Annotated in this window: 19 protein-coding genes; 10 read left to right on the top strand and 9 right to left on the bottom strand. The window is 41.1% G+C overall.

Annotation, left to right across the window (positions count from 1 at the left end; translation table 11 throughout):
- Positions 1 to 160: 160 nt before the first annotated feature.
- The 4 genes from zwf (at position 161) to J4E76_RS03050 (ending at position 3,556) form a co-directional block, all read left to right on the top strand.
- Entirely contained in the window at positions 161 to 1,690 is a 1,530-nt protein-coding gene (zwf, locus tag J4E76_RS03035; RefSeq protein WP_208501159.1) for a glucose-6-phosphate dehydrogenase, read from the top strand.
- 1 nt (position 1,691) lies between these two features.
- A complete protein-coding gene (pgl, locus tag J4E76_RS03040; protein WP_208501161.1) occupies positions 1,692 to 2,393 on the top strand; it encodes a 6-phosphogluconolactonase in 702 nt (233 codons plus the stop codon).
- A 70-nt stretch (positions 2,394 to 2,463) separates the two neighbouring features.
- Positions 2,464 to 2,937 carry a DUF6428 family protein gene (locus J4E76_RS03045; RefSeq protein WP_208501163.1) on the top strand — a complete coding sequence of 158 codons (474 nt, stop codon included), beginning with the start codon at positions 2,464 to 2,466 and terminating at the stop codon, positions 2,935 to 2,937.
- Between the two features lie 10 nt (positions 2,938 to 2,947).
- Positions 2,948 to 3,556, top strand: coding sequence for a protein-tyrosine-phosphatase (locus J4E76_RS03050; protein WP_208501165.1), 609 nt, complete (start codon positions 2,948 to 2,950; stop codon positions 3,554 to 3,556).
- On the opposite strand, the gene J4E76_RS03055 is transcribed toward J4E76_RS03050, so the two are convergent.
- Both J4E76_RS03055 and J4E76_RS03060 read right to left on the bottom strand, forming a co-directional pair.
- Entirely contained in the window at positions 3,553 to 4,278 is a 726-nt protein-coding gene (locus J4E76_RS03055) for a LytTR family DNA-binding domain-containing protein (protein WP_208501167.1), read from the bottom strand. The genes J4E76_RS03050 and J4E76_RS03055 overlap by 4 nt on opposite strands.
- A gap of 11 nt (positions 4,279 to 4,289) precedes the next feature.
- Positions 4,290 to 5,378: a sensor histidine kinase gene (locus J4E76_RS03060; RefSeq protein WP_236017262.1), complete on the bottom strand. Its 1,089-nt coding sequence runs from the start codon at positions 5,376 to 5,378 to the stop codon at positions 4,290 to 4,292.
- 214 nt (positions 5,379 to 5,592) lie between these two features.
- Between J4E76_RS03060 and J4E76_RS03065 the strand changes: the two genes are divergently transcribed.
- The 3 genes from J4E76_RS03065 to J4E76_RS03075 all read left to right on the top strand — a co-directional run bounded on the left by J4E76_RS03065 (position 5,593) and on the right by J4E76_RS03075 (position 9,488).
- Positions 5,593 to 7,797 carry a DUF5916 domain-containing protein gene (locus J4E76_RS03065; RefSeq protein WP_208501169.1) on the top strand — a complete coding sequence of 735 codons (2,205 nt, stop codon included), beginning with the start codon at positions 5,593 to 5,595 and terminating at the stop codon, positions 7,795 to 7,797.
- A gap of 94 nt (positions 7,798 to 7,891) precedes the next feature.
- The gene (locus J4E76_RS03070; RefSeq protein ID WP_208501171.1) at positions 7,892 to 8,791 is read left to right on the top strand and encodes a DMT family transporter; all 900 of its coding nucleotides are present in this window, start codon (positions 7,892 to 7,894) and stop codon (positions 8,789 to 8,791) included.
- 142 nt (positions 8,792 to 8,933) lie between these two features.
- Positions 8,934 to 9,488 (top strand): hypothetical protein, encoded by a 555-nt coding sequence (locus J4E76_RS03075; protein ID WP_208501173.1) that lies wholly within the window; start codon positions 8,934 to 8,936, stop codon positions 9,486 to 9,488.
- A gap of 4 nt (positions 9,489 to 9,492) precedes the next feature.
- On the opposite strand, the gene J4E76_RS03080 is transcribed toward J4E76_RS03075, so the two are convergent.
- Positions 9,493 to 10,611 (bottom strand): PQQ-dependent sugar dehydrogenase, encoded by a 1,119-nt coding sequence (locus tag J4E76_RS03080; protein WP_208501176.1) that lies wholly within the window; start codon positions 10,609 to 10,611, stop codon positions 9,493 to 9,495.
- Positions 10,612 to 10,686: 75 nt separating this feature from the next.
- Entirely contained in the window at positions 10,687 to 11,064 is a 378-nt protein-coding gene (locus tag J4E76_RS03085) for an iron chaperone (RefSeq protein WP_208501178.1), read from the bottom strand.
- A gap of 51 nt (positions 11,065 to 11,115) precedes the next feature.
- On the opposite strand from J4E76_RS03085, the gene J4E76_RS03090 reads away from it, so the two are divergent.
- Positions 11,116 to 11,817, top strand: coding sequence for an SGNH/GDSL hydrolase family protein (locus tag J4E76_RS03090; RefSeq protein ID WP_208501179.1), 702 nt, complete (start codon positions 11,116 to 11,118; stop codon positions 11,815 to 11,817).
- A gap of 6 nt (positions 11,818 to 11,823) precedes the next feature.
- Here the strand turns inward: J4E76_RS03090 and J4E76_RS03095 are convergent, their stop codons facing one another.
- The gene (locus J4E76_RS03095; protein ID WP_208501180.1) at positions 11,824 to 13,251 is read right to left on the bottom strand and encodes a glutamate synthase subunit beta; all 1,428 of its coding nucleotides are present in this window, start codon (positions 13,249 to 13,251) and stop codon (positions 11,824 to 11,826) included.
- Complete coding sequence (gene gltB / locus J4E76_RS03100) at positions 13,251 to 17,711, bottom strand: glutamate synthase large subunit (protein ID WP_208501181.1); 4,461 nt, start codon at positions 17,709 to 17,711, stop codon at positions 13,251 to 13,253. Before gltB ends, J4E76_RS03095 begins: the two co-directional genes overlap by 1 nt.
- Before the next feature lie 194 nt (positions 17,712 to 17,905).
- On the opposite strand from gltB, the gene J4E76_RS03105 reads away from it, so the two are divergent.
- Positions 17,906 to 19,444: a hypothetical protein gene (locus tag J4E76_RS03105; RefSeq protein ID WP_208501182.1), complete on the top strand. Its 1,539-nt coding sequence runs from the start codon at positions 17,906 to 17,908 to the stop codon at positions 19,442 to 19,444.
- 2 nt (positions 19,445 to 19,446) lie between these two features.
- On the opposite strand, the gene J4E76_RS03110 is transcribed toward J4E76_RS03105, so the two are convergent.
- The gene (locus J4E76_RS03110; protein WP_208501183.1) at positions 19,447 to 20,511 is read right to left on the bottom strand and encodes an adenylate/guanylate cyclase domain-containing protein; all 1,065 of its coding nucleotides are present in this window, start codon (positions 20,509 to 20,511) and stop codon (positions 19,447 to 19,449) included.
- A gap of 99 nt (positions 20,512 to 20,610) precedes the next feature.
- Between J4E76_RS03110 and J4E76_RS03115 the strand changes: the two genes are divergently transcribed.
- A complete protein-coding gene (locus tag J4E76_RS03115) occupies positions 20,611 to 20,970 on the top strand; it encodes a hypothetical protein (RefSeq protein ID WP_208501184.1) in 360 nt (119 codons plus the stop codon).
- On the opposite strand, the gene J4E76_RS03120 is transcribed toward J4E76_RS03115, so the two are convergent.
- Both J4E76_RS03120 and J4E76_RS03125 read right to left on the bottom strand, forming a co-directional pair.
- Complete coding sequence (locus J4E76_RS03120; RefSeq protein WP_208501186.1) at positions 20,967 to 21,500, bottom strand: sigma-70 family RNA polymerase sigma factor; 534 nt, start codon at positions 21,498 to 21,500, stop codon at positions 20,967 to 20,969. The two genes, J4E76_RS03115 and J4E76_RS03120, sit on opposite strands and share 4 nt — an antisense overlap.
- Positions 21,497 to 21,913, bottom strand: a complete 417-nt coding sequence (locus tag J4E76_RS03125; protein ID WP_208501187.1) for an ArsI/CadI family heavy metal resistance metalloenzyme — start codon at positions 21,911 to 21,913, stop codon at positions 21,497 to 21,499. The genes J4E76_RS03120 and J4E76_RS03125 overlap by 4 nt, the downstream gene beginning before the upstream one ends.
- Positions 21,914 to 21,941 lie beyond the last annotated feature (28 nt).

A 21,941-nucleotide genomic window follows, 5' to 3' on the forward strand; every position in this document is an offset into this window, starting at 1 on the left:
GTTTTAGGAAGAATTAGAAAGTCGTTTAAATTTAATTCCACCAATAAGGACTGTAGACTTCTATCATTGGTGGTCATTCGCTAGTTTTGGGAACTATTCGAAGCCAAACAGATTTAAGCCTGTACAAAGAAAGCAAGCTAGACCGACCGAAAAAAAATAAATGAAAAAAACTGACAATCAAGTCCTCGTCATCTTTGGAGCTTCGGGCGACTTGACAGAGCGAAAGCTCATTCCTGCAGTCTTTAACTTATACTGTGGAGGCTTTTTACCAGAGTGTTATGCAGTAATAGGTGTCAGCCGTTCGGAATACTCAGATGAAGATTACCGTGACAAAGTCGTTTTTAACAACGAGCATCTAATCAATAAAGCTTCCGCCACGCCAGAGACCCTTAAAGGATTCGCTGACCTTGTTTATTATCAATCAGTAGATACAAAAAACATTGAAGCCTACGGTAAACTAAAAAGCCGACTTGATTTACTTGATGAACAAAATGCAACCTGCAACAACCATATCTTTTATCTGGCTACACCTCCTAGCCTGTATGAAACGATCGCCCAAGGCCTAGGTGATGTCGGTTTGAATAGTGAGACCACAGGCTGGAGTAGGCTGATAGTAGAGAAACCCTTTGGATATAACCTGAACTCGGCTAAAAAATTAAATAAGGAGTTACTAAAGCACTTTTCCGAAGATCAGATTTATCGAATCGACCATTACCTCGGAAAAGAGACTGTGCAAAACATGTTTGTAACGCGATTTGCAAATAGCATTTTCGAGCCGCTTTGGAACAGAAACTATATTCACCGAATTGAAGTCACCGCTGCGGAGCACGTTGGTGTTGAAAAGCGTGGCGGCTATTATGATTCATCAGGAGCTTTAAGAGATATGATACAAAACCATCTCTTTCAGTTAGTTGCACTCATTGCAATGGAACCACCTGTGAGGTCAGATGCCGAATCTATTCGAAATGAAAAACTTAAGGTATTCCAAAGCCTGCGACCTTACTCCGATGAAGATATCAAAGAGAATGTAATTCGCGGGCAGTACATGAATTCAACTGTAAGAGGAGAAGCTGTACCGGGTTACCGAGAAGAAGAAGATGTAAGCGAGCAGTCAAAAACAGAAACCTATGTGGCGATGAAGTTCTTCATAGATAATTGGAGATGGGCTGGCGTACCTTTCTATATCAGAACAGGAAAGAGAATGCCTACCCGCGTTACAGAAGTTGTCATACATTTCAAACCCAACCATCATCACCTGTTTGTCAATGATTCCAAGCTGGCCAATCAACAGAATGTACTAGTCCTGAGAATTCAGCCTAATGAAGGAATTCTATTGAAATTTGACATGAAGATCCCTGGGGCTGGTTTTAAGACTGAGCAAGTAAATATGGACTTTCATTACGATGAACTTACTAATGTTTATGTGCCAGATGCTTATGAAAGACTCATTCTTGATTGTATGCAAGGTGATACAACGCTCTATGCCAGAGGCGATAGTACCGAAGCTGCATGGGAGTTTATTGACCCTATTCTCAAGGCTTGGGAGCAGCAAGAAGATATCCCGGTTTTTGGTTACCCAGCAGGAACCTGGGGACCGGAACATGCGGACAAACTAATTGAAGGAGATAATATGAACTGGAGATATCCTTGCTCCAACCTAACTGATGACGGAAACTACTGCGAACTGTAGCATGAAAAGAATATTCGATACTCCCAAGGATACAGCAAGAGGTTTTGCTGATCACTTCTTAAAACTTCATAAGGAAAGCGACATGTTAAGTATTGCGCTGTCGGGAGGTTCAACACCCAAAATACTTTTCGACCTGCTGGCCGATGAATATCAAGACGAATTCGATTGGAGTAGGATTCAACTATACTGGGGAGATGAACGTTGCGTTCCTCCTACTGATGAACAGAGTAACTACAAGATGACAGTCGATCATCTGATATCAAAGATTAATATCCCTGAATCTAACGTTCATCGAGTGCTTGGCGAAAACGAATCTGAACAAGAAGCTATTCGATATTCTGAAGAAATCACTTCGAATTTGCCGGCTGCTAATGGATTACCTCAATTCGACATAATGCTTTTGGGTTTAGGTGGTGATGGACACACAGCCTCAATATTTCCGCATGAAATGGAACTGCTTCAGGACGAGAGAACCTGCGCCATAGGTACAAATCCCGATTCGGGCCAAAAGCGTATTACTCTAACAGGACCGATCATCAACAATGCAAAAAGCATTTGTTTTCTTGCAACGGGCAGCGGAAAAGCAGAAAAGATAGATGAGATATTTAATAAGAGAGATCGCTATTTGGCGTATCCTGCTGCCCACATCTCCCCTGTCGATGGTGAGCTACTCTGGTTTTTGGATCAAGGTGCAAATCAATAATTGAAACATTAACATATTATGAATTATATATTTTTACATAATTACATATTAACATTTATTAATACATAAAATGAAATTATCCGAAGTGAAATCCCAGCTCCAATCAATGGATGCACTCATATTTCAACTACCAAATGGTAATCTAGTACCGTCTCATTTTCACGTAACAGAAGTAGGCATAGTATCAAAACACTTTATCGATTGTGGCGGTACTATTCGTGATGAGAAAGTGGTTAATTTTCAATTATGGTCATCAGTCGATACAGACCACCGACTCCACCCTACCAAGCTTCAAGACATAATTTCCCTTTCAGAGAAACTATTGGACATGGGCAACTATGAAGTTGAAGTAGAATACCAAGGACCTGATACCATCTCCAAATACGGTCTGACAGCAACTGACACCCACTTTGTGCTTTCAAACAAGCAAACAGACTGCCTTGCCCCCGATAAGTGCGGTATTCCTGCCCAAAAGCCGCGCGTAAAGCTGAAAGATTTACAAATACAGGGCCAGCAGTGCGACCCAAATTCTGGTTGTTGCTAGGTTCAGAAACATGTTCCAATCCATCGAGAATTCATTAGTCAAAATTCAATCTCTGCGTATTCCGGAGAGTCGGAAAAGTATACTCAATACTTTGAGAGACTACTGTCAGCAACAATTGAATGCTGGCAAGGAGCTTCAGCTTAATTTCATTTGTACTCATAACTCACGCAGAAGTCAATTTTCACAAGTATGGGCTCAAGTCGCGGCTTATTCTTACGAGATACCGCTCTCCTCTTTTTCAGGTGGTATAGAGGTAACCGCTTTCAATGAAAGAGCAATTGCCTCTCTAGCTCGATTCGGTTTCGAGATTTCGTCTGATACTAGCCCTAATCCGCAATACAGCCTATCATTTGCTAACCAGGCACCTCCGATCGCTGCTTTCTCAAAACTGTACGATGACCCTGTAAATCCATCAGAAGACTTTGCGGCAGTCATGACCTGTTCTGATGCAGATGAGAACTGCCCATTTATCCCAGGTGCTTCCGCTAGAATACCGCTTCGATATGAAGACCCAAAGGCTTTTGACGATACTTCTCAAGAAGCCTTAATGTACGATAAGCGTTCTATGCAAATTGCTTCAGAGCTATTTTATGTGTTCAACCACCTGAAAAAGGCTTAACCCAAGATAGAAGTATCACTATTCAGTACCTCTAGCACCTTTTCTTTATAGTTTCTACCGATAGGTAATTCGGTACCTCCAATTTCAATTACATTATTGGAAAAGGCTTCGATCTTTTTGATGGGGACAATAAACGATCGATGTATTCTAATGAAACAGTCTTCGGGAAGTTTTTGCTCCAGAAAGCTAATCTTCTGTAAGCTGATAACGTCTTTTTGAGGTAATTTGATTCTTACGTAATCCTTCAAACTTTCAATGTAAAGTATATCCTTAAGGTATACTTTGACCATCTTTCTGTCCGCCTTGAGGAAGATATATGGAGCATCAGAGCGCAATTCATCTATAGGAGTCAATTGCTCTTCTGATTCCTTCGAGCCGCCATTCATGGCCTTATTCACAGCCATTAAGAAACGTTGAAACGAAATGGGTTTAAGGAGGTAGTCTACCACGTTCAATTCGTAGCTTTCAATGGCGTACTCCCGATAGGCAGTTGTAAAAATGACATTGGGTATAGGATCCAAAACTTTCAAAAAGTCGATTCCATTCAGTTTTGGCATTTGAATGTCTAAGAAGATCAAGTCTACCTTTTCCTTTTTCAGTATATCGAATGCTTTAATGGCATTGTCGCAAGAAGCTAAAAGATCCAAACCGTCAATACGACCAACAAACGATTCGAGCACTTCTCTTGCCAATGGTTCATCATCTACGATGATACAATTCATTGTGACTGAGTTTAAAAATTGAGTTTTAACACTACTAAAAATGATTCAGAAGATTCGTGAATATCTAATTGATACCGCTCAGGATAAAGAATTTCTAAACGCCTTTTGACGTTTGTTAAGCCTATTCCTTGCTTGTAATCAAAACGATCTTCGGTCACTTCCTGAATACTCTTACTGTTTTCAACCTTTAAGGTTAGGTTTTCTGTTTTCAGTGTTAAGTCTATAGAAATCCATGACTCGTCTAACTCTTCACTAACACCATGCTTAAAGGCATTTTCTATAAAGGGTAAAATCATCAAAGGAGCAATGGCCCTTCCATTGATTTCACCAAACAGATTGAAGTTTACGTTTAATCGATCCCCGTACCTTATTTTCTCTAGCACAATATAATCCTCAACTAACCTCACTTCTTTATCCAGTGCCACTGTGTCTGCAGTGCAATCATAGAGCATATAGCTCAGCAAATCAGAAAGCTTAAGAACAACCTCAGGCGCCTCTTTGCTCTGCTTGAGTGTTAAAGCATACAGGTTGTTAAGGGTATTAAAGAGGAAATGGGGATGTACTTGGGCTTTTAAGAACTTCAGCTCAGCTTGAAGTTTTTCTTCCGCCAGTTCTTGGTTATTCTTTTGCTGTTTGTACCAGAACTTAAACCACTTTGCTACAATGGCCAAGGCGACCACAGGGTATATTTTCGAGGTATTCTTAAATATCTTTCCAAAATTCCATAATTCCGGCTCATAGTTATCACCAGCCCAGAATAAGGGGTGTTGCACCCATACATAGCAGAACCAAATAAAGACACTGAAAATTAGAATTATGGATAGTAAGGAAATGAAAAACTGTCCAAACTTACCTTTGAAAAGAAGTTTGGGCATCAGAAAGTAAAGGACGATATATACTGCCGGAATTTGGACTACGGCATCAATCCAAACAATTTGAAACTGTTTGCTATAGTCCTCTTCAAAAGAGCCATATACTAAGGCGAAAAAGGAGGTGTATATCACCCAAAAGATAATATGCCAAAGTACTCTGGGGCTATCAAAGATTAGTTTTTCAAAATTGACTCTCGGCATATAATAGAATTGTCTCTCGAACCTCAAACTTATCTAATTAGTTGCAGACTTGTTGCTTATTAGATGTATGTTGTAAAGAATCAGACGAACGTTTTGGTTTATTCGACTAACCACCTCTACCCTCTTAAACTGTTGTTTGTCTGGGCGTTATGCTCATTGGTCTAAAACCAAGATTAGACAGTAACCTAAACTCTTAGTCATAGTATACCTGATCATTACTGACAGGTCAACACTCTAAACTATGAAGTTTTTCATTGCATTTATTTTAAGCATGTCCTCAACCATGCTTCTTGCACAAAACGATTCTGAAACTCGAGATCAATTTATATTCGGGCTTAATAGAACAAATCAGATAATTGATATTGATGGCTCAGAAGCCGACCCTGGTTGGATAGATGCAGCCAAGATTGATCACCTCACGAATCATTGGCCAGTAGACACTGGCAACCCAGATGCACTTACCGAAGTCTGGGCAGTTTACGACAATGAATTCATCTATATCAAAGCTAAACTATACGACCAAGGACAACGTGTGGTCCAATCACTTCGAAGAGACAATCGTGAGGCGCATTGGAACAGTGATAGTTTCACAGTTATAATAGACCCTTTTAATAATAAGCAAAGCGGGTTCTTCTTCGGGGTTAATGCGGGAGGTGCTCAAATGGAAGCGCTTTTGAGCTTAGATGGTGGAGATACTGAATTCGATGAGAACTGGGATAATAAGTGGTATTCTGAAGTCAAAGCCTATGATGATCACTGGCTTGTAGAGATGGCCATCCCTTTTAAAACACTCAGGTATGGTACTCAACTGTCTGAATGGGGAATTAACTTTATCAGAGGAGATATGCAACGCAATGTATTCTCTACCTGGACACAATTTCCATTGAACTATGGCGGTATCGACCTCAACTTTATGGGTACACTGAAGTGGGATGATCAGCCTAAAAAAGCTGAAGGAAAAGTTGTCCTGATCCCCTACCTGGCCGGTGGAACCAACAGAAACTTTGAAGACACAGAAGGACAAACAAATTATCAACAAGAGTTTGATGGAGGCCTTGATGCTAAAGTGGCAATCACTGGCTCTCTGAGTCTTGACCTAACGTTGAATCCTGATTTCTCCAATGTCGATGTAGATCAGCAGGTGACCAATCTCACACGATTCAGTATATTTTTCCCAGAAAGGCGAAATTTCTTTCTTGAGAATGGAGACATCTTCTCCAATTTCGGGAGCTGGCAAATACAACCTTTCTTTTCACGGACTATCGGGCTAAGTAAGGGGCAACAAATCCCAATTAATTATGGGGCGAGACTTACAGGTAACCTGACACCAAACCTCAGGATTGGAGTAATGAACATTCAGACAGGTGATTTAGATGAAATTGTTGCCAACAACTATACTGTTGCTGCTGTACATCAGAGGGTTCTAAAAAGATCCGTGCTAAAAGCGCTCTTCATCAATCGACAAGCTGATGGAAATGATTTCGGAAGAAATGGCGGCATCGAATTTAACTATGTGCATCCATCTGGACGATGGGATAATACCGTAAGATTTCATGCTGCAACAACCGATGAAGGCCTAGATAAGAATACGTTTTACGGTTTTTCAGGGGGCTATAGAGGAAGACATTTACGCTCGGGATGGAGTTTTGATGTCGTTGGTGAGAACTACATCACAGAACTAGGTTTTAACCCAAGAATTAACAATTTCGATGCAATCACAGAGCAAACTATCAGACAAGGTTATACTAGAGTCAACCCATGGATGGTCTATCGTTTCATTCCGGAAAATGAAAACAGTAAGCTCAACCAGCATGGCATTCGGACATGGCATAACTTATGGCTCAATCCAGATAATAGTTTGAATGAACGAGGCCATGGCATTGCTTATGACTTCATCTTCAAGAATACTTCAGAACTACGCATCAATCGTTTCTCAAGAGAAATCAACTTGCCAGTAGCCACCAATTTGATTGGAGCAGACAACCCACTACCAGTTGCTAATTATCAGTTCTCAGAGTTCTTTGTCAATTACTTAACCGACAGAAGAAAAGTATTGAGCGCTGACCTAAGGGTGAGGTATGGAGACTTTTTTAATGGTGAGCGATTAGGTGTTATCACAGGTCTCAATATTCGAGCACAACCTTGGGGTACTTTTGGCATAAACTATGAGTTTAACAAAGTAGAATTAGCTGAAGGCTTTGGAGAAACCACTTTGCACTTACTAAGAGCCAATACGGAAATCAGTTTCTCAAATACCATGTTCTGGACTACGGCCATACAGTACAATTCTCAATCAGAGAACTACAATATCTTTAGTCGATTTCAATGGAGATTCAAGCCAATGTCTGACTTTTTCCTTGTTTACACGGACAATTACAGCACCGAAGGGCTAAATATCAAAAATCGTCAGATCGTTTTCAAGGTCACCTACTGGCTGAACATGTAGGGCTCAAACTGTAGTTGAAAAAACTTCAACTGGCCTAGTCAAATTCTTCATAGTGGCTTCCAATGGGAGGCCACTAATTCAGCTATATTGGGTCATGTTTCAGCCACGACAACGACAAGCATTACTCTTTGGGCTACCTGTATTAATCTGGGGCTCCACATGGTACGCCATTACTTTTCAACTAGGTACAGTTGACCCTTTGATCTCTGTAGCCTATCGTTTCTGGGCGAGCTGTATTTTGCTATTAGGCTTTTGCCTATTGACCAAAAGATCTCTCAAGTTCAACCTTAACCAGCATTTGAGAATGGCCCTTCAGGGTGCTTTGTTGTTTGGTTTCAATTATTGGCTTGTCTACCAGGCAGAAGAACTGATCAACAGTGGATTGGTTGCCATTGGTTTTTCTACAATTATATTCTTCAACATCATCTTTGGAGTATTGCTTTTGAGACAGAAAGTAGAATCAAAAGTTATTGGAGGCGCCCTTCTTGGTCTGATTGGAACCTCCATCATTTTCTGGAATGAAATCAGTCAGTTTGAAGCTACTCAAGATGGATTTTTGGGAGTTACACTCTGCGTAGTTAGTGTTATGATTGCCAGCCTAGGTAATATTACAAGTGCGAAGAATTCTTCTCTAAAGATTCCAGTTGTTCAGGCCACGGGGTTCGGAATGATGTATGGAGCCATTATCATGACCATATTAGCGATTGTGCTTGGAAAGCCTCTTGAAATAGACACGGGCACTGGATATTTACTATCAATGGGATATTTGATTGTCTTCGGTTCAATTATCGCCTTCGTAGCCTACTTAACATTAATAAGCGAAATTGGACCAGGCAAAGCAGCCTATAGCATCGTTCTTGTACCATTGGTAGCAGTAACAATATCGACTTTTTTAGAGGACTTCCAATTCACATTCTTCACTGGGCTAGGTATGGTATTTTTAGTTTCAGGAAACTTCTTTGCCCTCAAACGGAAAAAGGCATTGGGCAAGTGATTAAATCCAAGAGATTTACCTCACATCTCTGCCCATAACAGCCCATCATTAAATTCTGAGGCTTCGCAAATAAAACACCTCTAAAATCCTCGAGGATTTCATAAGTTCAACCTATACTAGTTACTCACCTAACGCACTAGTTTTGAACTACTCAAAAGACTCAACCTCAAGTCAGGGTCAAAAGTCGTCTCTGAAAAGAGCGCCCTATTCTGACTTTTTCGGGACCTATCGCTATTCCCTTATTGGCTTATTCTTGGCGATAATCCTGCTATTTGCTACAATATGCTTTGATCTTGATCTCTTCGAAAAGTTAGTTGAACTGACCATCCAAATTGAATTTTTGGAGATCGATGAATTTATTTTACCCATAGTGCTTTTTCTATCCGGCTGTAGTCTCAATTTGATCCGTATTGCGCGCAAGAGATACCTGCAAAATCAACGTATCGAAGTCTATAAGAACATGATGCTAGCATCTAATCATGTTTTAAAAACATGCATGAATCAAATGATGCTTGTAAGACTTGCTGCCGAAGAGACTCCTGATTTTGACCCGGAGATGATCAAGTTATTTGACAGAATTGTAGCCTCTTCCAAAGACCAACTCGAGGCTCTTGGAAAAATTGAGAACCTAAGTATAGATGCTATTTGGCAATCTATCTATGACCATAGTATTACAGAAATAGAGGTACTTGAATAAGATACTAAGGCTTCAACCTATACAAGCCTTTACCTTCAACACCCACGTACAAATAGCCATCATTACCCATCTCTACATTTCTAACGCGACCAATACCCTCGGCAATCTTCTCTTCCTTAACCACTTTATTATCCTCAATGACTAGTCTTACCAAATAGGCAAACTTCAGTGAACCTACAATCAGATTACCATCCCAACCTTCATATTTCGAATTGCTTACAAAGGCCATCCCACATGGGGCAATAGATGGCACCCAATAAGTGACAGGCTGCTCCATCCCTTCTCTTGAAGTTTCATCAGTGATTTTGCTTCCGCTGTAATTAATGCCATAAGTAATTACTGGCCAACCATAGTTTTTTCCTGCTCCAATAATGTTCACCTCATCACCACCTCTCGGTCCATGCTCATGCGTCCATATTTCGCCTGTAGTAGGGTTTTTTGCCATGCCCTGAGGGTTTCTATGCCCGTATGAATAAACTGCCTTCTTAGCACCGTCTGTATTGACAAAAGGGTTGTCTACAGGAATGCGCCCGTCATCATGCAAGCGATAGACTTTCCCTCCATCTCTGGTTAAATCCTGAGGATTATTATCTCTATTGCCTCTATCACCAATTGAAAAATAGACATAGCCTTCGTTGTCAAAGGCTATACGGCTTCCAAAGTGTTGACCGGCAGTTGTGTTGGGTGAACCCTTGTATAGTACTGTATGATTTTCAAAACTGCTACCATTCCATTGTGCTCTCGAGAGTGCTGTCATGGCTCCATTGCCCTCACCTTCGCTGCTTGAATAAGTAAAGTAAACCCATTGATTATTAGCAAAATCAGGATGAAGCTCTATGTCCAAAAGGCCTCCTTGACCTCTAGAAACACTTTGAGGTCCTCCAGTAACCGATTTATTGACAACCGAACCGTTAGAAATCTGTACGATAGAACCTGCCTTCTCCGTCACCAAAATATCTCCATTGGGTAGAAATGTCATCCCCCATGGATTATTTAGTTCATTAGTCACCAATTCAGGCGTTACACTTTCAGTTTCTGTTTGAACATCAACAATATTACCCTCTGTATCACAGGCCAAAAAGCCTAGAATACTGAGCAATGAGATAATGATTTGGACGCGCATAGGGTTAAATTTTCGTTGTTCAATACTTCTTGTGAATCTCTTTTCTAACGGTTGTTGAGTCAAACTATTGATACATCAGCAATCAATATCTTTTCCCTCAGCCCACTTCTGAGCAGCGATTTTGATAAACTCGTCAATTCTTGTCTCCGCTAGTTTTACGGACTTTGAAAATCGAATACAGCCTTTACCTATATTAATTCCTGTTAGTAGTTCACCAGTAGGGTCCACTTTCTTAGCATCGCCCACATAAAAGCTTACATAGCCTTTTTGAGCGTTCAAGTGAAAAGCAGCACCTCGATCATCTGCATAGCTCAACATTTTATAATTGATACCTTCAGATAAGCTTGGGGCCATTTCATGAATGATAGTTCTTAATTGAAGAAGTTTCTCCTTTCTCCAATCATCCTCCAATTGATCGATATACTCTTTAGGGGTTTCAGCATCATAAAGCATGCTTCAATATCGGAAATTTCTTTTAAGTCCACATTGCCTATATTGTAACTAATGAAGACCTGGATAATTCTACTATGCCTAACAATTACATTCACCATGTCAGCACAAGATGACTTTAGTATTTCCGCCTATGCCAACTTTGAGAAATACGCTGCTGATAATGAAAGGCTAGGCCTGCCGAAGGAGAATGAAAAGCGTGTTGTCTTTATGGGGAATTCAATAACTGAGGCCTGGGTGAACTTTAGTCCAAAATTCTTCTCTGATAACAACTACATAGGACGTGGTATCAGCGGACAAGTGACCCATCAAATGCTTCTAAGGTTTAGGGCGGATGTAATCGCATTGAATCCAAAAGCTGTTGTGATACTGGCTGGGACTAATGACATTGCTCAGAATGCGGGGCCCGTATCTTTAGAAGAGATTGCAGGTAACATAAAGAGCATGGCAGAATTAGCACTTAAGAATAACATCAGAGTCGTACTCTGTTCTGTACTGCCTGCCAAAGATTACCCTTGGAAGCCCAACATGAATCCCCTAGAAAAAATCCCAAAGTTGAATAAGATGCTCTTTGATTACACACAAAGAAAACCGAATGTATTCTATATTGACTTTTATGAAGCAATGGTCGATGATGAAGGTGGTTTGAAAGTACCCAAATACACCTCAGCTGACGACCTTGTTCATCCCAACAAAGCTGGCTATGACATGATGGAGGCTTTAATACAAAGATTCATGCCTGTCATTGTAAATTGATACTTCCTAGACTTCAGCAACGTTCAATTCTAAGTATTTACAGACGGCATTGGCTGCTTTTCTACCCTCAGCTATGGCCCAAACCACCAAACTCTGCCCTCTTCGACAATCACCTGCTGCAAACACATTTTCTTCAGAGGTCTGATAATCGTTAGTATGGATATTGCCTCTAACATCTAGCTTCAGTCCGAATTGGCTGACCAATCCCTTATGTTCAGTATGGCTAAACCCTATAGCCAAAAAGGCCATATCACATGGGATCAAATTTTCGGTACCGGGCACTTCCTCATACTGAAACTGATCTTTATCCACCCAATTAATCTTAATCGTTTCAACTCCTGTAAGCTTTCCCTTCTTTCCCACAAATCGTTTCGTTAAGATCGCCCAATCTCTGTCCACCCCCTCTTCATGAGAAGTAGATGTGGAGAGAATCATTGGCCACTCGGGCCAAGGGTTAGTCTTCAAACGCAATAGGGATGGCTTTTCCAAAAGTTCAATTTGAGTCACTTGTTCTGCGCCCTGACGGTTTGATGTTCCAACGCAATCTGCTCCGGTGTCTCCGCCACCGATCACTACCACACGCTTTCCTTTTGTATTGTATTGAGCTAAGTGTTCTTGCGTTTCTATGGCTAACAACTGATTTTGATGCTTTAGAAAGTCCATTGCATAGTGAACGCCATCTAATGTCCTACCCTCTATAGCTAAGTCCCTGGGCACGGTCGACCCTGTACATAATATTACTGAATCGTATTTCTCCTTGAGTTCTAATGCTGAAATATTCCTACCAATTTCAACCCCTGTTTTGAAGCTTATACCTACTTCTTTCATCAAAGAAACCCTTCTTTCCACAACTCGCTTCTCTAGCTTGAAGTCTGGAATTCCATACCTTAGAAGCCCTCCAGCTTCTCGATCTCGTTCGTAGATCGTTACCTTATGACCTTCCTTATTAAGTTCTTCAGCAGACGCTAAGCCAGCAGGACCTGACCCAACAACAGCCACTGCAAATCCCGAAGACTCAACCTTTTCAATTGGCTGTTCCCAACCTTCCAAGAAAGCCCTTTCGCTTATCTCCTTTTCAATATGTTCTATGTTAACAGCCTTACTATTGAGTCCTAATACACATGATGCCTCGCAGGGTGCAGGGCAGATCCGCCCGGTAAATTCAGGAAAGTTATTGGTAGACTTCAGCACTTGCCATGCTTCTTTCCATTCTCCACGATAAACGGCATCATTAAAATCTGGAATCTTATTACCTAATGGGCAACCACTTTGGCAAAATGGAACCCCACAGTCCATGCATCTGGATGCTTGATCTTTGTACTGTCTTTCACTCCAGGGAATAGCGAATTCTTTGAAGTGGTTTACTCTAGACTCAGGGGTTTCATTTTCCTTTTTGAGTCGATCATGCTTTAGAAAACCTGTAACATCTCCCATTATCCTATGACTTTTTTGAAATTTCGCTTTTTCATCATTACACGCTTGTACTCTACTGGAATCACCTTGATAAAGTGGTGCTTAGATACTTTCCAGTCTGCTAAAATCTCAAAGGCTTTCACGCTATTGGTATAGCGTTGGTGCTTTTCCAACATCGTCCTCAGCATGCTGAAATCGTCTTCTTCAGGTTGTTCTAACAGTACCAACTCCATATTACAGCGCTGACTAAATTCGAAATCACGAGCAAATACATATGCGACACCTCCACTCATTCCTGCCGCAAAATTCTGTCCCGTTTCTCCCAAAATGACCACCTTGCCGCCTGTCATGTATTCGCAGCCATGGTCTCCCACACCTTCGACTACTGCCTGAGCTCCCGAATTTCTTACAGCAAAGCGTTCTCCTGCCTGACCATTTACATACAAGCGGCCTCTGGTAGCACCATACAGAGCCACATTACCAATCAAAATGTTTTCTGAAGCTTTATAAGTACTAAGAGGAGATGGATAAATGACCAGCTTACCACCAGACAAGCCTTTTGCTACATAGTCATTGGCTTCACCTTCTAGGTTGAAGGTAATTCCATGACTTAAGAAAGCACCAAAGCTTTGGCCGGCCGTACCGTTGAAATCAACCGTGACTGTACCATCAGGAAGCCCTTCAGCCCCGAATGACTTAGCAAAGACACCTGATAACATAGCACCGGTTGTTCGATTTTCATTGGTGATTGCCTGTTCGAAACGAACACGTTCACCATGTTTGAATGTAGGTTGTGCCAGGCTGATCAAGGTATGGTCTAGTACTCCGCTAAGGCGATCTCTTTGCTGAGTAGTTTTACATTGCAGGTCATCATTTGTGGCCCATGGATTTTCTAAAAGCGGTGTCAAATCAAGATCACCAACCCTATCAGTTGCTTTTGACTTATCGAAATGTAATAGGTCGGTTCGGCCTACCAGTTCTTCTACAGTTCTAATGCCTAGTTCTGCCATCAATTCGCGTAAACCTTCTGCCAGGAAGTTGAAAAAACTTACAATATGTTCCACTTCACCGGTAAACAGTCTTCGTAACTCTGGGTTTTGCGTGGCAATACCAACGGGACATGTATTGAGATGACACTTTCTCATCATTACACATCCCTGCACCACAAGAACCGCGGTGGCAACACCCCATTCTTCAGCTCCGAGAATTGTTGCAATTGCTAAATCTCTAGCCGTTTTAATCTGCCCGTCAGTCTGTAGTTTAATTCGATTTCGCAGGCCATTGCGCATCAGTGTTTGGTGTGCTTCCGCTAAGCCTATTTCCCAAGGAACTCCAGCATGTTGGATCGAACTTAAAGGCGAAGCGCCTGTACCTCCATCATGTCCTGATATCAGTATGTTGTCTGCATTGGCTTTGGCAACACCGGCAGCGATTGTTCCCACTCCTGCTTCAGCCACGAGTTTGACGTTCACTTCAGCATTTGCATTTACATTCTTGAGGTCAAAAATCAGTTGTGCAAGATCCTCAATAGAATATATGTCGTGATGCGGTGGTGGCGAAATCAAAGTGACTCCAGGAGTTGAATTCCTTATTCTGGCAATATTTTCATCGACTTTTAAGCCTGGTAATTGTCCTCCCTCACCAGGCTTGGCCCCTTGAGCTACTTTAATTTGAATCTCGTCAGCATTCACCAAGTAGTGGGCTGTAACACCAAACCTTCCGGATGCCACCTGCTTGATTGCTGAACGTGCGAACATACCATCAGCGCCTACCGTAAAACGTGAAGCATCTTCTCCCCCTTCACCACTATTAGATTTACCACCTATAAGGTTCATGGCTTTAGCTATGAGTGTATGGGCTTCTTCTGAAATTGACCCAAAAGACATGGCTCCTGTAGCGAAACGTTTCATAATCTGAGAGGTAGGCTCTACTTCTTCGATAGAAATTGGTGTGGTCTTCACGAAGGAAAACATACTTCTCAATGTCACATTTTTCAGCTCTTGCTGGTCTATGGCATCGCTATATGCCTTAAAGAGGTCGTAATCATTCAACCGAGTTGACTTCTGTAATAAATGAATAGTTTTAGGATTGAATAAGTGCTCTTCACCATCTGGTCGCCATTGGTAGATACCTGCATCAGACAACCCATTTAGCCACTTACGCCTTCCATGGATCAACTCATAATTGACCAACAGGTCTTGCTCCAAGTCTTTGAAGGTTTTACCTGAAACACTGCTCACTGTACCTTTAAAGCACAATCCTGCTACTTCGTCAGCAAGGCCTAAAATTTCGAAAATCTGGGCTGATTCGTAAGATTGCAAAGTGGAGATTCCCATCTTCGAAAGGATCTTTCTCAAACCGTAGTTTATCCCTTCGATATAATTATCGATTGCCTCGCCTACCGGAAGATCAGTGATGTTTATGATGGTATCTAAGGCTAAATAGGGACAAATAGCTGAGGCTCCATAGCCAATGAGTGTTGCAAAATGGTGCGTTTCAATTATATCCCCACCTTCAACAATTAAACTAACTCTTGACCTTATACCTCTTTCTATCAATAGGTTATGAATGGCTCCCACAATCAATAAACTCGGAATGGCTACTTTATCATCCGTGGTCTTATTAGAGATGATTAGTAAGTTGGCACCCTCTCGTACTAATTGCTCAGCCTTGTCGATTGTATTGAGGATAGCCCTTTCAAGGTCATATTCACTAGGATCATAAGAGGCTTTGAGTTCTGTACCCTTAAAGTTTTTGGCAGTATAAGTTCTAAGCGTTTCAAGTTGATTCGGTAAAAGAACAGGATGCTTCAGCGAGATTTTGCGAGATGTCGGGTCATTGTCCTCCAATAGATTGTTCGACTGTCCCAAATAGACTTCTAAGGACATAACAGCTTTTTCTCTAATCGGATCGATTGGGGGGTTACTAACCTGAGCAAATAGTTGTTTGAAATAATTGGAAATATGCGCCCCCCGTTTGGCAAAAACGGCTAATGGAGAGTCTATTCCCATTGAACCAATAGGCTCAGTACCTTTCTGACTAAAGGGGGGCAAAATGAATTTGACATCTTCCTTTGAATACCCATGAGATAGTTGTTCTGCCAGAAGTTCCTCCTCTTCTCGTGCCAACCAAGCTGGTTCAGAGATAGTCAGATCATCTATCGGTGTGATAAGACTTTTATTCCATTCTACATACGGGTGTTCTTTGCTAAGTCGTTCTTTGATTTCCTGATCTTCTTCAACCGTGTTTTCATCTAGGTTGATTAGTAACATTTGACCTGGCTTCAGCTTACCTCGCTTCAGTACCTCAGATGGATCCAGGTTAACAATCCCCGTCTCTGAGGCGAATATCAATCGGCCATCCGTTGTCAGAGAGTAACGAGTTGGTCTTAATCCATTTCTGTCAATGCAGGCTCCAATATGAACTCCATCAGAAAAGCAAAGTGCAGCAGGACCATCCCAAGGCTCTAAAAAAGTCGCATGATAGGCATAGAACGCTTTCAATTCTTCACTTAGATATTGACTCTCCCTCCAAGCTGGCGGCACGAGCATGGCTAATACTCGGTCTAGTCTCCTACCCCCTATAACCAATAACTCCACGGCTAAATCTAGGTTAGCTGAATCAGAGAGTTCCGCTTGGCAAATAGGAAGCAATAGATCAATTTCATCTGCCGTAAAATGAGTGGACTGAAAAAGTGCCTCACGAGAAAGCATTTTATTCACATTACCCTTAATAGTGTTGATCTCTCCGTTATGGGCTATAAACCTAAAAGGCTGGGCTAAGCGCCATTCTGGTAAAGTGTTGGTCGAAAACCTTGAATGGACAATGGCATATGGCGAGGTATAGTTGAGTTGGCCTAGGTCTTTGTAATATTCCTCCAATTGCCATGTTCTTAATTCTCCCTTGTAGGTGATCGTCTTGCTGGAACATGAACTGATATAGAATTCCTTGGCATAATTTTTATCTCTTGCCTTGAACTCTGTCAACTTTCGAAACAGATACAGCTTACGATTTAATGATTCTTCAGATAAGTTTTCTCCCGTTAAGAAATACTGTACAACCCTCGGTTCATTAGCTTGAGCAAAAGATCCAAGTTTCGAAGAATCAGTTTCTACCTTCCGTTTCCAGATACATTCTAACCCTAGCTCTTGAGCTGATTCCATCATTATAGAATCAAAAAGGCCTCTTTTGTCTCTTTTGGGTATAAAGGTCATTGCTACTCCATAGTGACCATCAAGAGGTAACTGGATGGCATTTTTCGTGGCGATAAGCCTGAAATAATCATAAGGAACTTGAGTTAGCACTCCGGCACCATCACCCGTTTTATCATCTGCAGCTACTCCTCCACGATGCTCCATGCGATGGAGCATTTTTAAAGCATCCTTTACTATTTTATGCGATGGCTTGTTATCTATTTGTGCAATAAAACCAATGCCACAAGCATCTTTCTCGAATTCTTCTCTGTAGAGCCCTTTTGTCATTCTAATCTGTCCATTTTTGAAGTTTTGGCAATCGATTACACCGAATGTCTTCGGTTCTTAGAATTGCCAATTAGGAATTTATCTAATTTGACAAGATAGTCAGAGGTGAAAGCAAGTGACAATATGATGCCCAAAGCATCAAAAACTCCTCTTATATCACTGATTATCAGAGCACTAAATGTCATTGAAGTTTTATGTCCAAAACACCAAATGAGCAGTTACTTTTTGAGCTAATACACTCCTTGAGTAAATCTGAAAAGCGTGGCTTTAAACTCTTCGTTAAAAGATCTGGAGCAACTAGTGATTCTAAATTCATAAGGCTATTCGATCAAATGGAAAAGATGGCCAGCTATGATGAAGAGGTAATCAAAAAGCGGCTATCCGATATGAGTGCGAGTCAGTTCTCCAATCTAAAGTCTCACTTGTACGGCCAAATACTGGCAAGCTTAAGGATCTCTAACTTAAAACATGATATTGACATAGAGCTTAGGGAGCAGCTCGATTACATACGCTTACTGTACAAAAAAGGACTCTATCATCAGAGTTTACGTCTATTGAACAGAGCTAAGAATACCACTGGCAATTATAGAAAAGACCTATTTCAACTTTCTTTACTTGATTATGAAAAGCAAATCCGGTCTCAGCAGGTTTTCGACTTGGAAGAAGATTATGTGAAAGCCTTAGACGAGCAGACCGATCAAGCCATGCTTCGCTTCAGCAACGTGCAGAAATTTTTCACATTGGCCATTAAGATGAAAGCCCGATTTATTGAAAAGGGAATGGTAAAGAGTGAGAGAGAATTGAACAATCTGCGTGCTCTTTTTTATACCAATCTCCCTGACCATAAAGAGTCTGAGCTCGCTTTTAACGAGAAATTCTATCTCTACCGGGCTTCCTATTGGTTTTCATATCTCTCCCACGACTTTGCATCTTGTGTAAAATATGCGGAGAAATGGGTAAATATTTTCAAAGAAACGGGACTGGATAAAAAGAGACGTGCCGGCTTCCTCAAAGGGCTTAATCGACTGCTGCAATCAGCTTTTAGAATTGATGACTTCAATAAATTTCAAACCTACTATGAGGAACTGACCCATTTTGAAAAGGAAGAAGGACCTACCCTGGCTAGTAATACACATGCCTTGCTCGTAAAATACAAAGCCATGCAAACCCTCAACAAGGTTTTTTTGGAAGGCAGTTTTGAAGCCAGCCAGACACAAATTGAAGAGAACATTGATCGAGTAGAGCAGCATAGATCATTTATTGATCAGCATAACCTCACTGTAATCTACTATAAGGCTGGGGTTTACTATTTCGCCTTAGAGGATTATGATAAATCGAGATTATATCTGAACAAGCTAATACATGACAGGGATCACTTAAGAGGAGATCTAAAGGGTTTTGCTCGCATTATTGATATCCTAGTAGACTACAATCTAGGTGAAGAGGAAGATATGGAGCAAAAGATTAAGTCAGCATTGATTTACATAAAGAAAGAAGACGGACTTGGAGAATTCCAGACCTCATTCCTGAACTTCATTGCCGAATTGGGTGATATTTTCCCTCAGGATTTAAAGGCATCATTAGTGTCATTGCGAAAGAACCTTGTTGGTATTCAGAAAAACCCACTTGCTTCGAAGCCGCTTTTGTATTTTGACTTTATAAGTTGGGTTGATGCTCAGATAGAAGGTAAAAGTTTCGCTGATATAGTAATAGAAAAAGTCAGTCAGTCCTGAAACTATTTTCGATTCACAGCATAGATTCTAACGCCCTGCTGCTTTCCTCTTAATAACTCTTCGCCCATCAACTCAAAATCACATGCTCCATTAGAATCAAGTGCCGAATGCACATATTCTGATATCAATAAGGTCTTTTCGAAATGGTTGCACTTTTCCTGAATTCGAGCAGCGATGTTCATTGTATCACCATGATACGCTATCTCTCTTTTGATTTCTCCAACTTCGGCTGTTGTAACCTCTCCAAAGTGTAATCCAGCTTTGAATTTCGGTTGTATACCATACTTATCGAAATAAAATTTAGATCGACTTATCAACTGGTCTTCAAAGGCCCAAAAAGCATCTAGACACTTTCTGAAGTCCATTTTCTCCCTGATTCGCCAACTCAATACGACCTCATCTCCGACATATTGATATACCTCAGCGCCATACCGCTGTACTACGTGCAGGTCATAAAAACAGTCTTGTAAAAAACTGCTATAACGAATATGTCCCAGTTTTTCTGCTATACCTGTAGAGTCACGAAGATCAACAAACATGAAAACTCTATTTTCGACCCTAGGCTCATAGAAATCTCCCTTTATGAACCTCAGAAGATTTCCCCTACCCAACAAAAGGTTTAGCTGTCGAATGGCCGCCAAAACAAAACTCACTAGAATCGAATAGAAGAAAGTTAAAACTGCAGATGGATTCTGAATAAACTCAAGGAATGACACCTCTTGATCAAAGCCAACTATGTTTTTAAAAAAGCGATAGGCAAGAGCGAAGATGACCGTCATAATGAAGGCATCCGTCAACAGACCATACAAGCCCAGCCTCCATAAAGGCACTCTCCGATAGAGATACCTTTCAAGCTTTAACTGAGCTATGCCGAAAAGTATCCCCGCTAAGGTACCAAAGACTATAACCAGTCGAATATTGTGCCAGACGGTAGGTTGAGCTGGTGTATCTGGGATTACACCAACATTTCTGACTATTACCCAAAACGTCAGTGCGATAAGCCATCCAACTATGTAATCTCGGATGAGGTTTAATGACTCTTTGTTATTTGTAAAAAAGTTTCGCAACAGCTTTGAAGGTTTTAACTTGTCCCTAAATCCAAATGTAAATCCATGGAGGCCCATTACCAATTAAGTGATACTGAATTTGAGCTAAACTTTAATAAAATGAGAATGCCCTCAAAATGGTTTACACATGAGGCGCACCTTAGGCTAGCATGGATACACATAAGCAAGTACGGAATTGAGACGGCAATGGATAACCTTTGTAAACAGATAAGAGATTATGCATCGTTCTTAGGCGAGTCGCAGAAGTTCAATAAAACATTGACTGTCGCAGCAACTAGGGCAGTTTACCATTTCATGCTGAAGCATCCAGCCACCAATTTTCCAGAGCTGCTCAAGCAAGAGCCAAGGCTAAAACATAGCTTTCTTGGCTTAATCAAAGCACATTATAGCTTTGACATTTTCAATAATAAAGAGGCAGGAAAGCACTTCTTAGAACCAGATTTATTGCCCTTCGATTAGCAATCACTACAATCCGAACACCCTTGTTCCACCACAAGGTGTCCACAATACTCAGTAAAAAGTGCTTTGAGCATAATTCTACCTCGCTGAACTCTAGATTTCAGGCCAGACTCACTCAAACCATAGACAATCGCTAATTCCTTCTGAGGAATACCCTTGAGTTCATAATCGGCCAAAGGCCTGGCATACTTCTCGGGCAATTTTTGAATAAGAGAGGGCACACAAGATTCAAGTTCTTCATAGAGTGCTTGGGAAGGTTCATCCACTATGTTTATATCCAGCTCCTTTTTTGTAATCTTTTGTTGTTCTCTAAAGTAGTCTGTAATAGTGTTTCTGGCGATCGTAATCAACCATGCCTCGATGTTTCTAACTCCTTCAACCTTCTCACAATTGTCGTAAATCTTCATCATAACAAGGCTTAGCAATTCCTCGCTTTCCAGAGGGTCATTGACCCGGCTCTGGATAAACCGGGTCAGTATAGTTCTGTACTCTTGAAATACAGGGGCAACTACTTGGCAACTGGGATTCATACGCTACAACAATTATCGTCACAACATGCCGAATCTACAATTTTGTTCACTTCAGATTCTCCATAGGTATGGAAAATCTCCCACTCCACACCCTGTGGATCCTTAATCCATGATTTATTAGATTGAGCATAGCAACAAACTGTATCACCTTCAGGTCGGACTGTTCCTTCGGCTAAATCAATTGCCTTATACAAATCAGATAACTCAGGTTCTGTTTCCGCTTGAATACCTAGGTGTTCTATTCCAGGTTCATTATTAGTTAATGAGATAGAAAAATTTACTCTCGGATCTTCTAGCATCCATTTAGCATAATCAGGTTTCTGAACAGTTGGGTTGGCACTGAACAATGCGCTGTAGAAACCAACAGACTTATCTATGCTATCTACTCTTAAATTGACGTGTAATCTTTTCATGTCTTTTCTTTTGATTCACCCCGTAGAC

The sequence above is a fragment of the Roseivirga sp. E12 genome, from assembly GCF_017592825.1.
In the GTDB taxonomy this organism is placed as follows: domain Bacteria; phylum Bacteroidota; class Bacteroidia; order Cytophagales; family Cyclobacteriaceae; genus Roseivirga.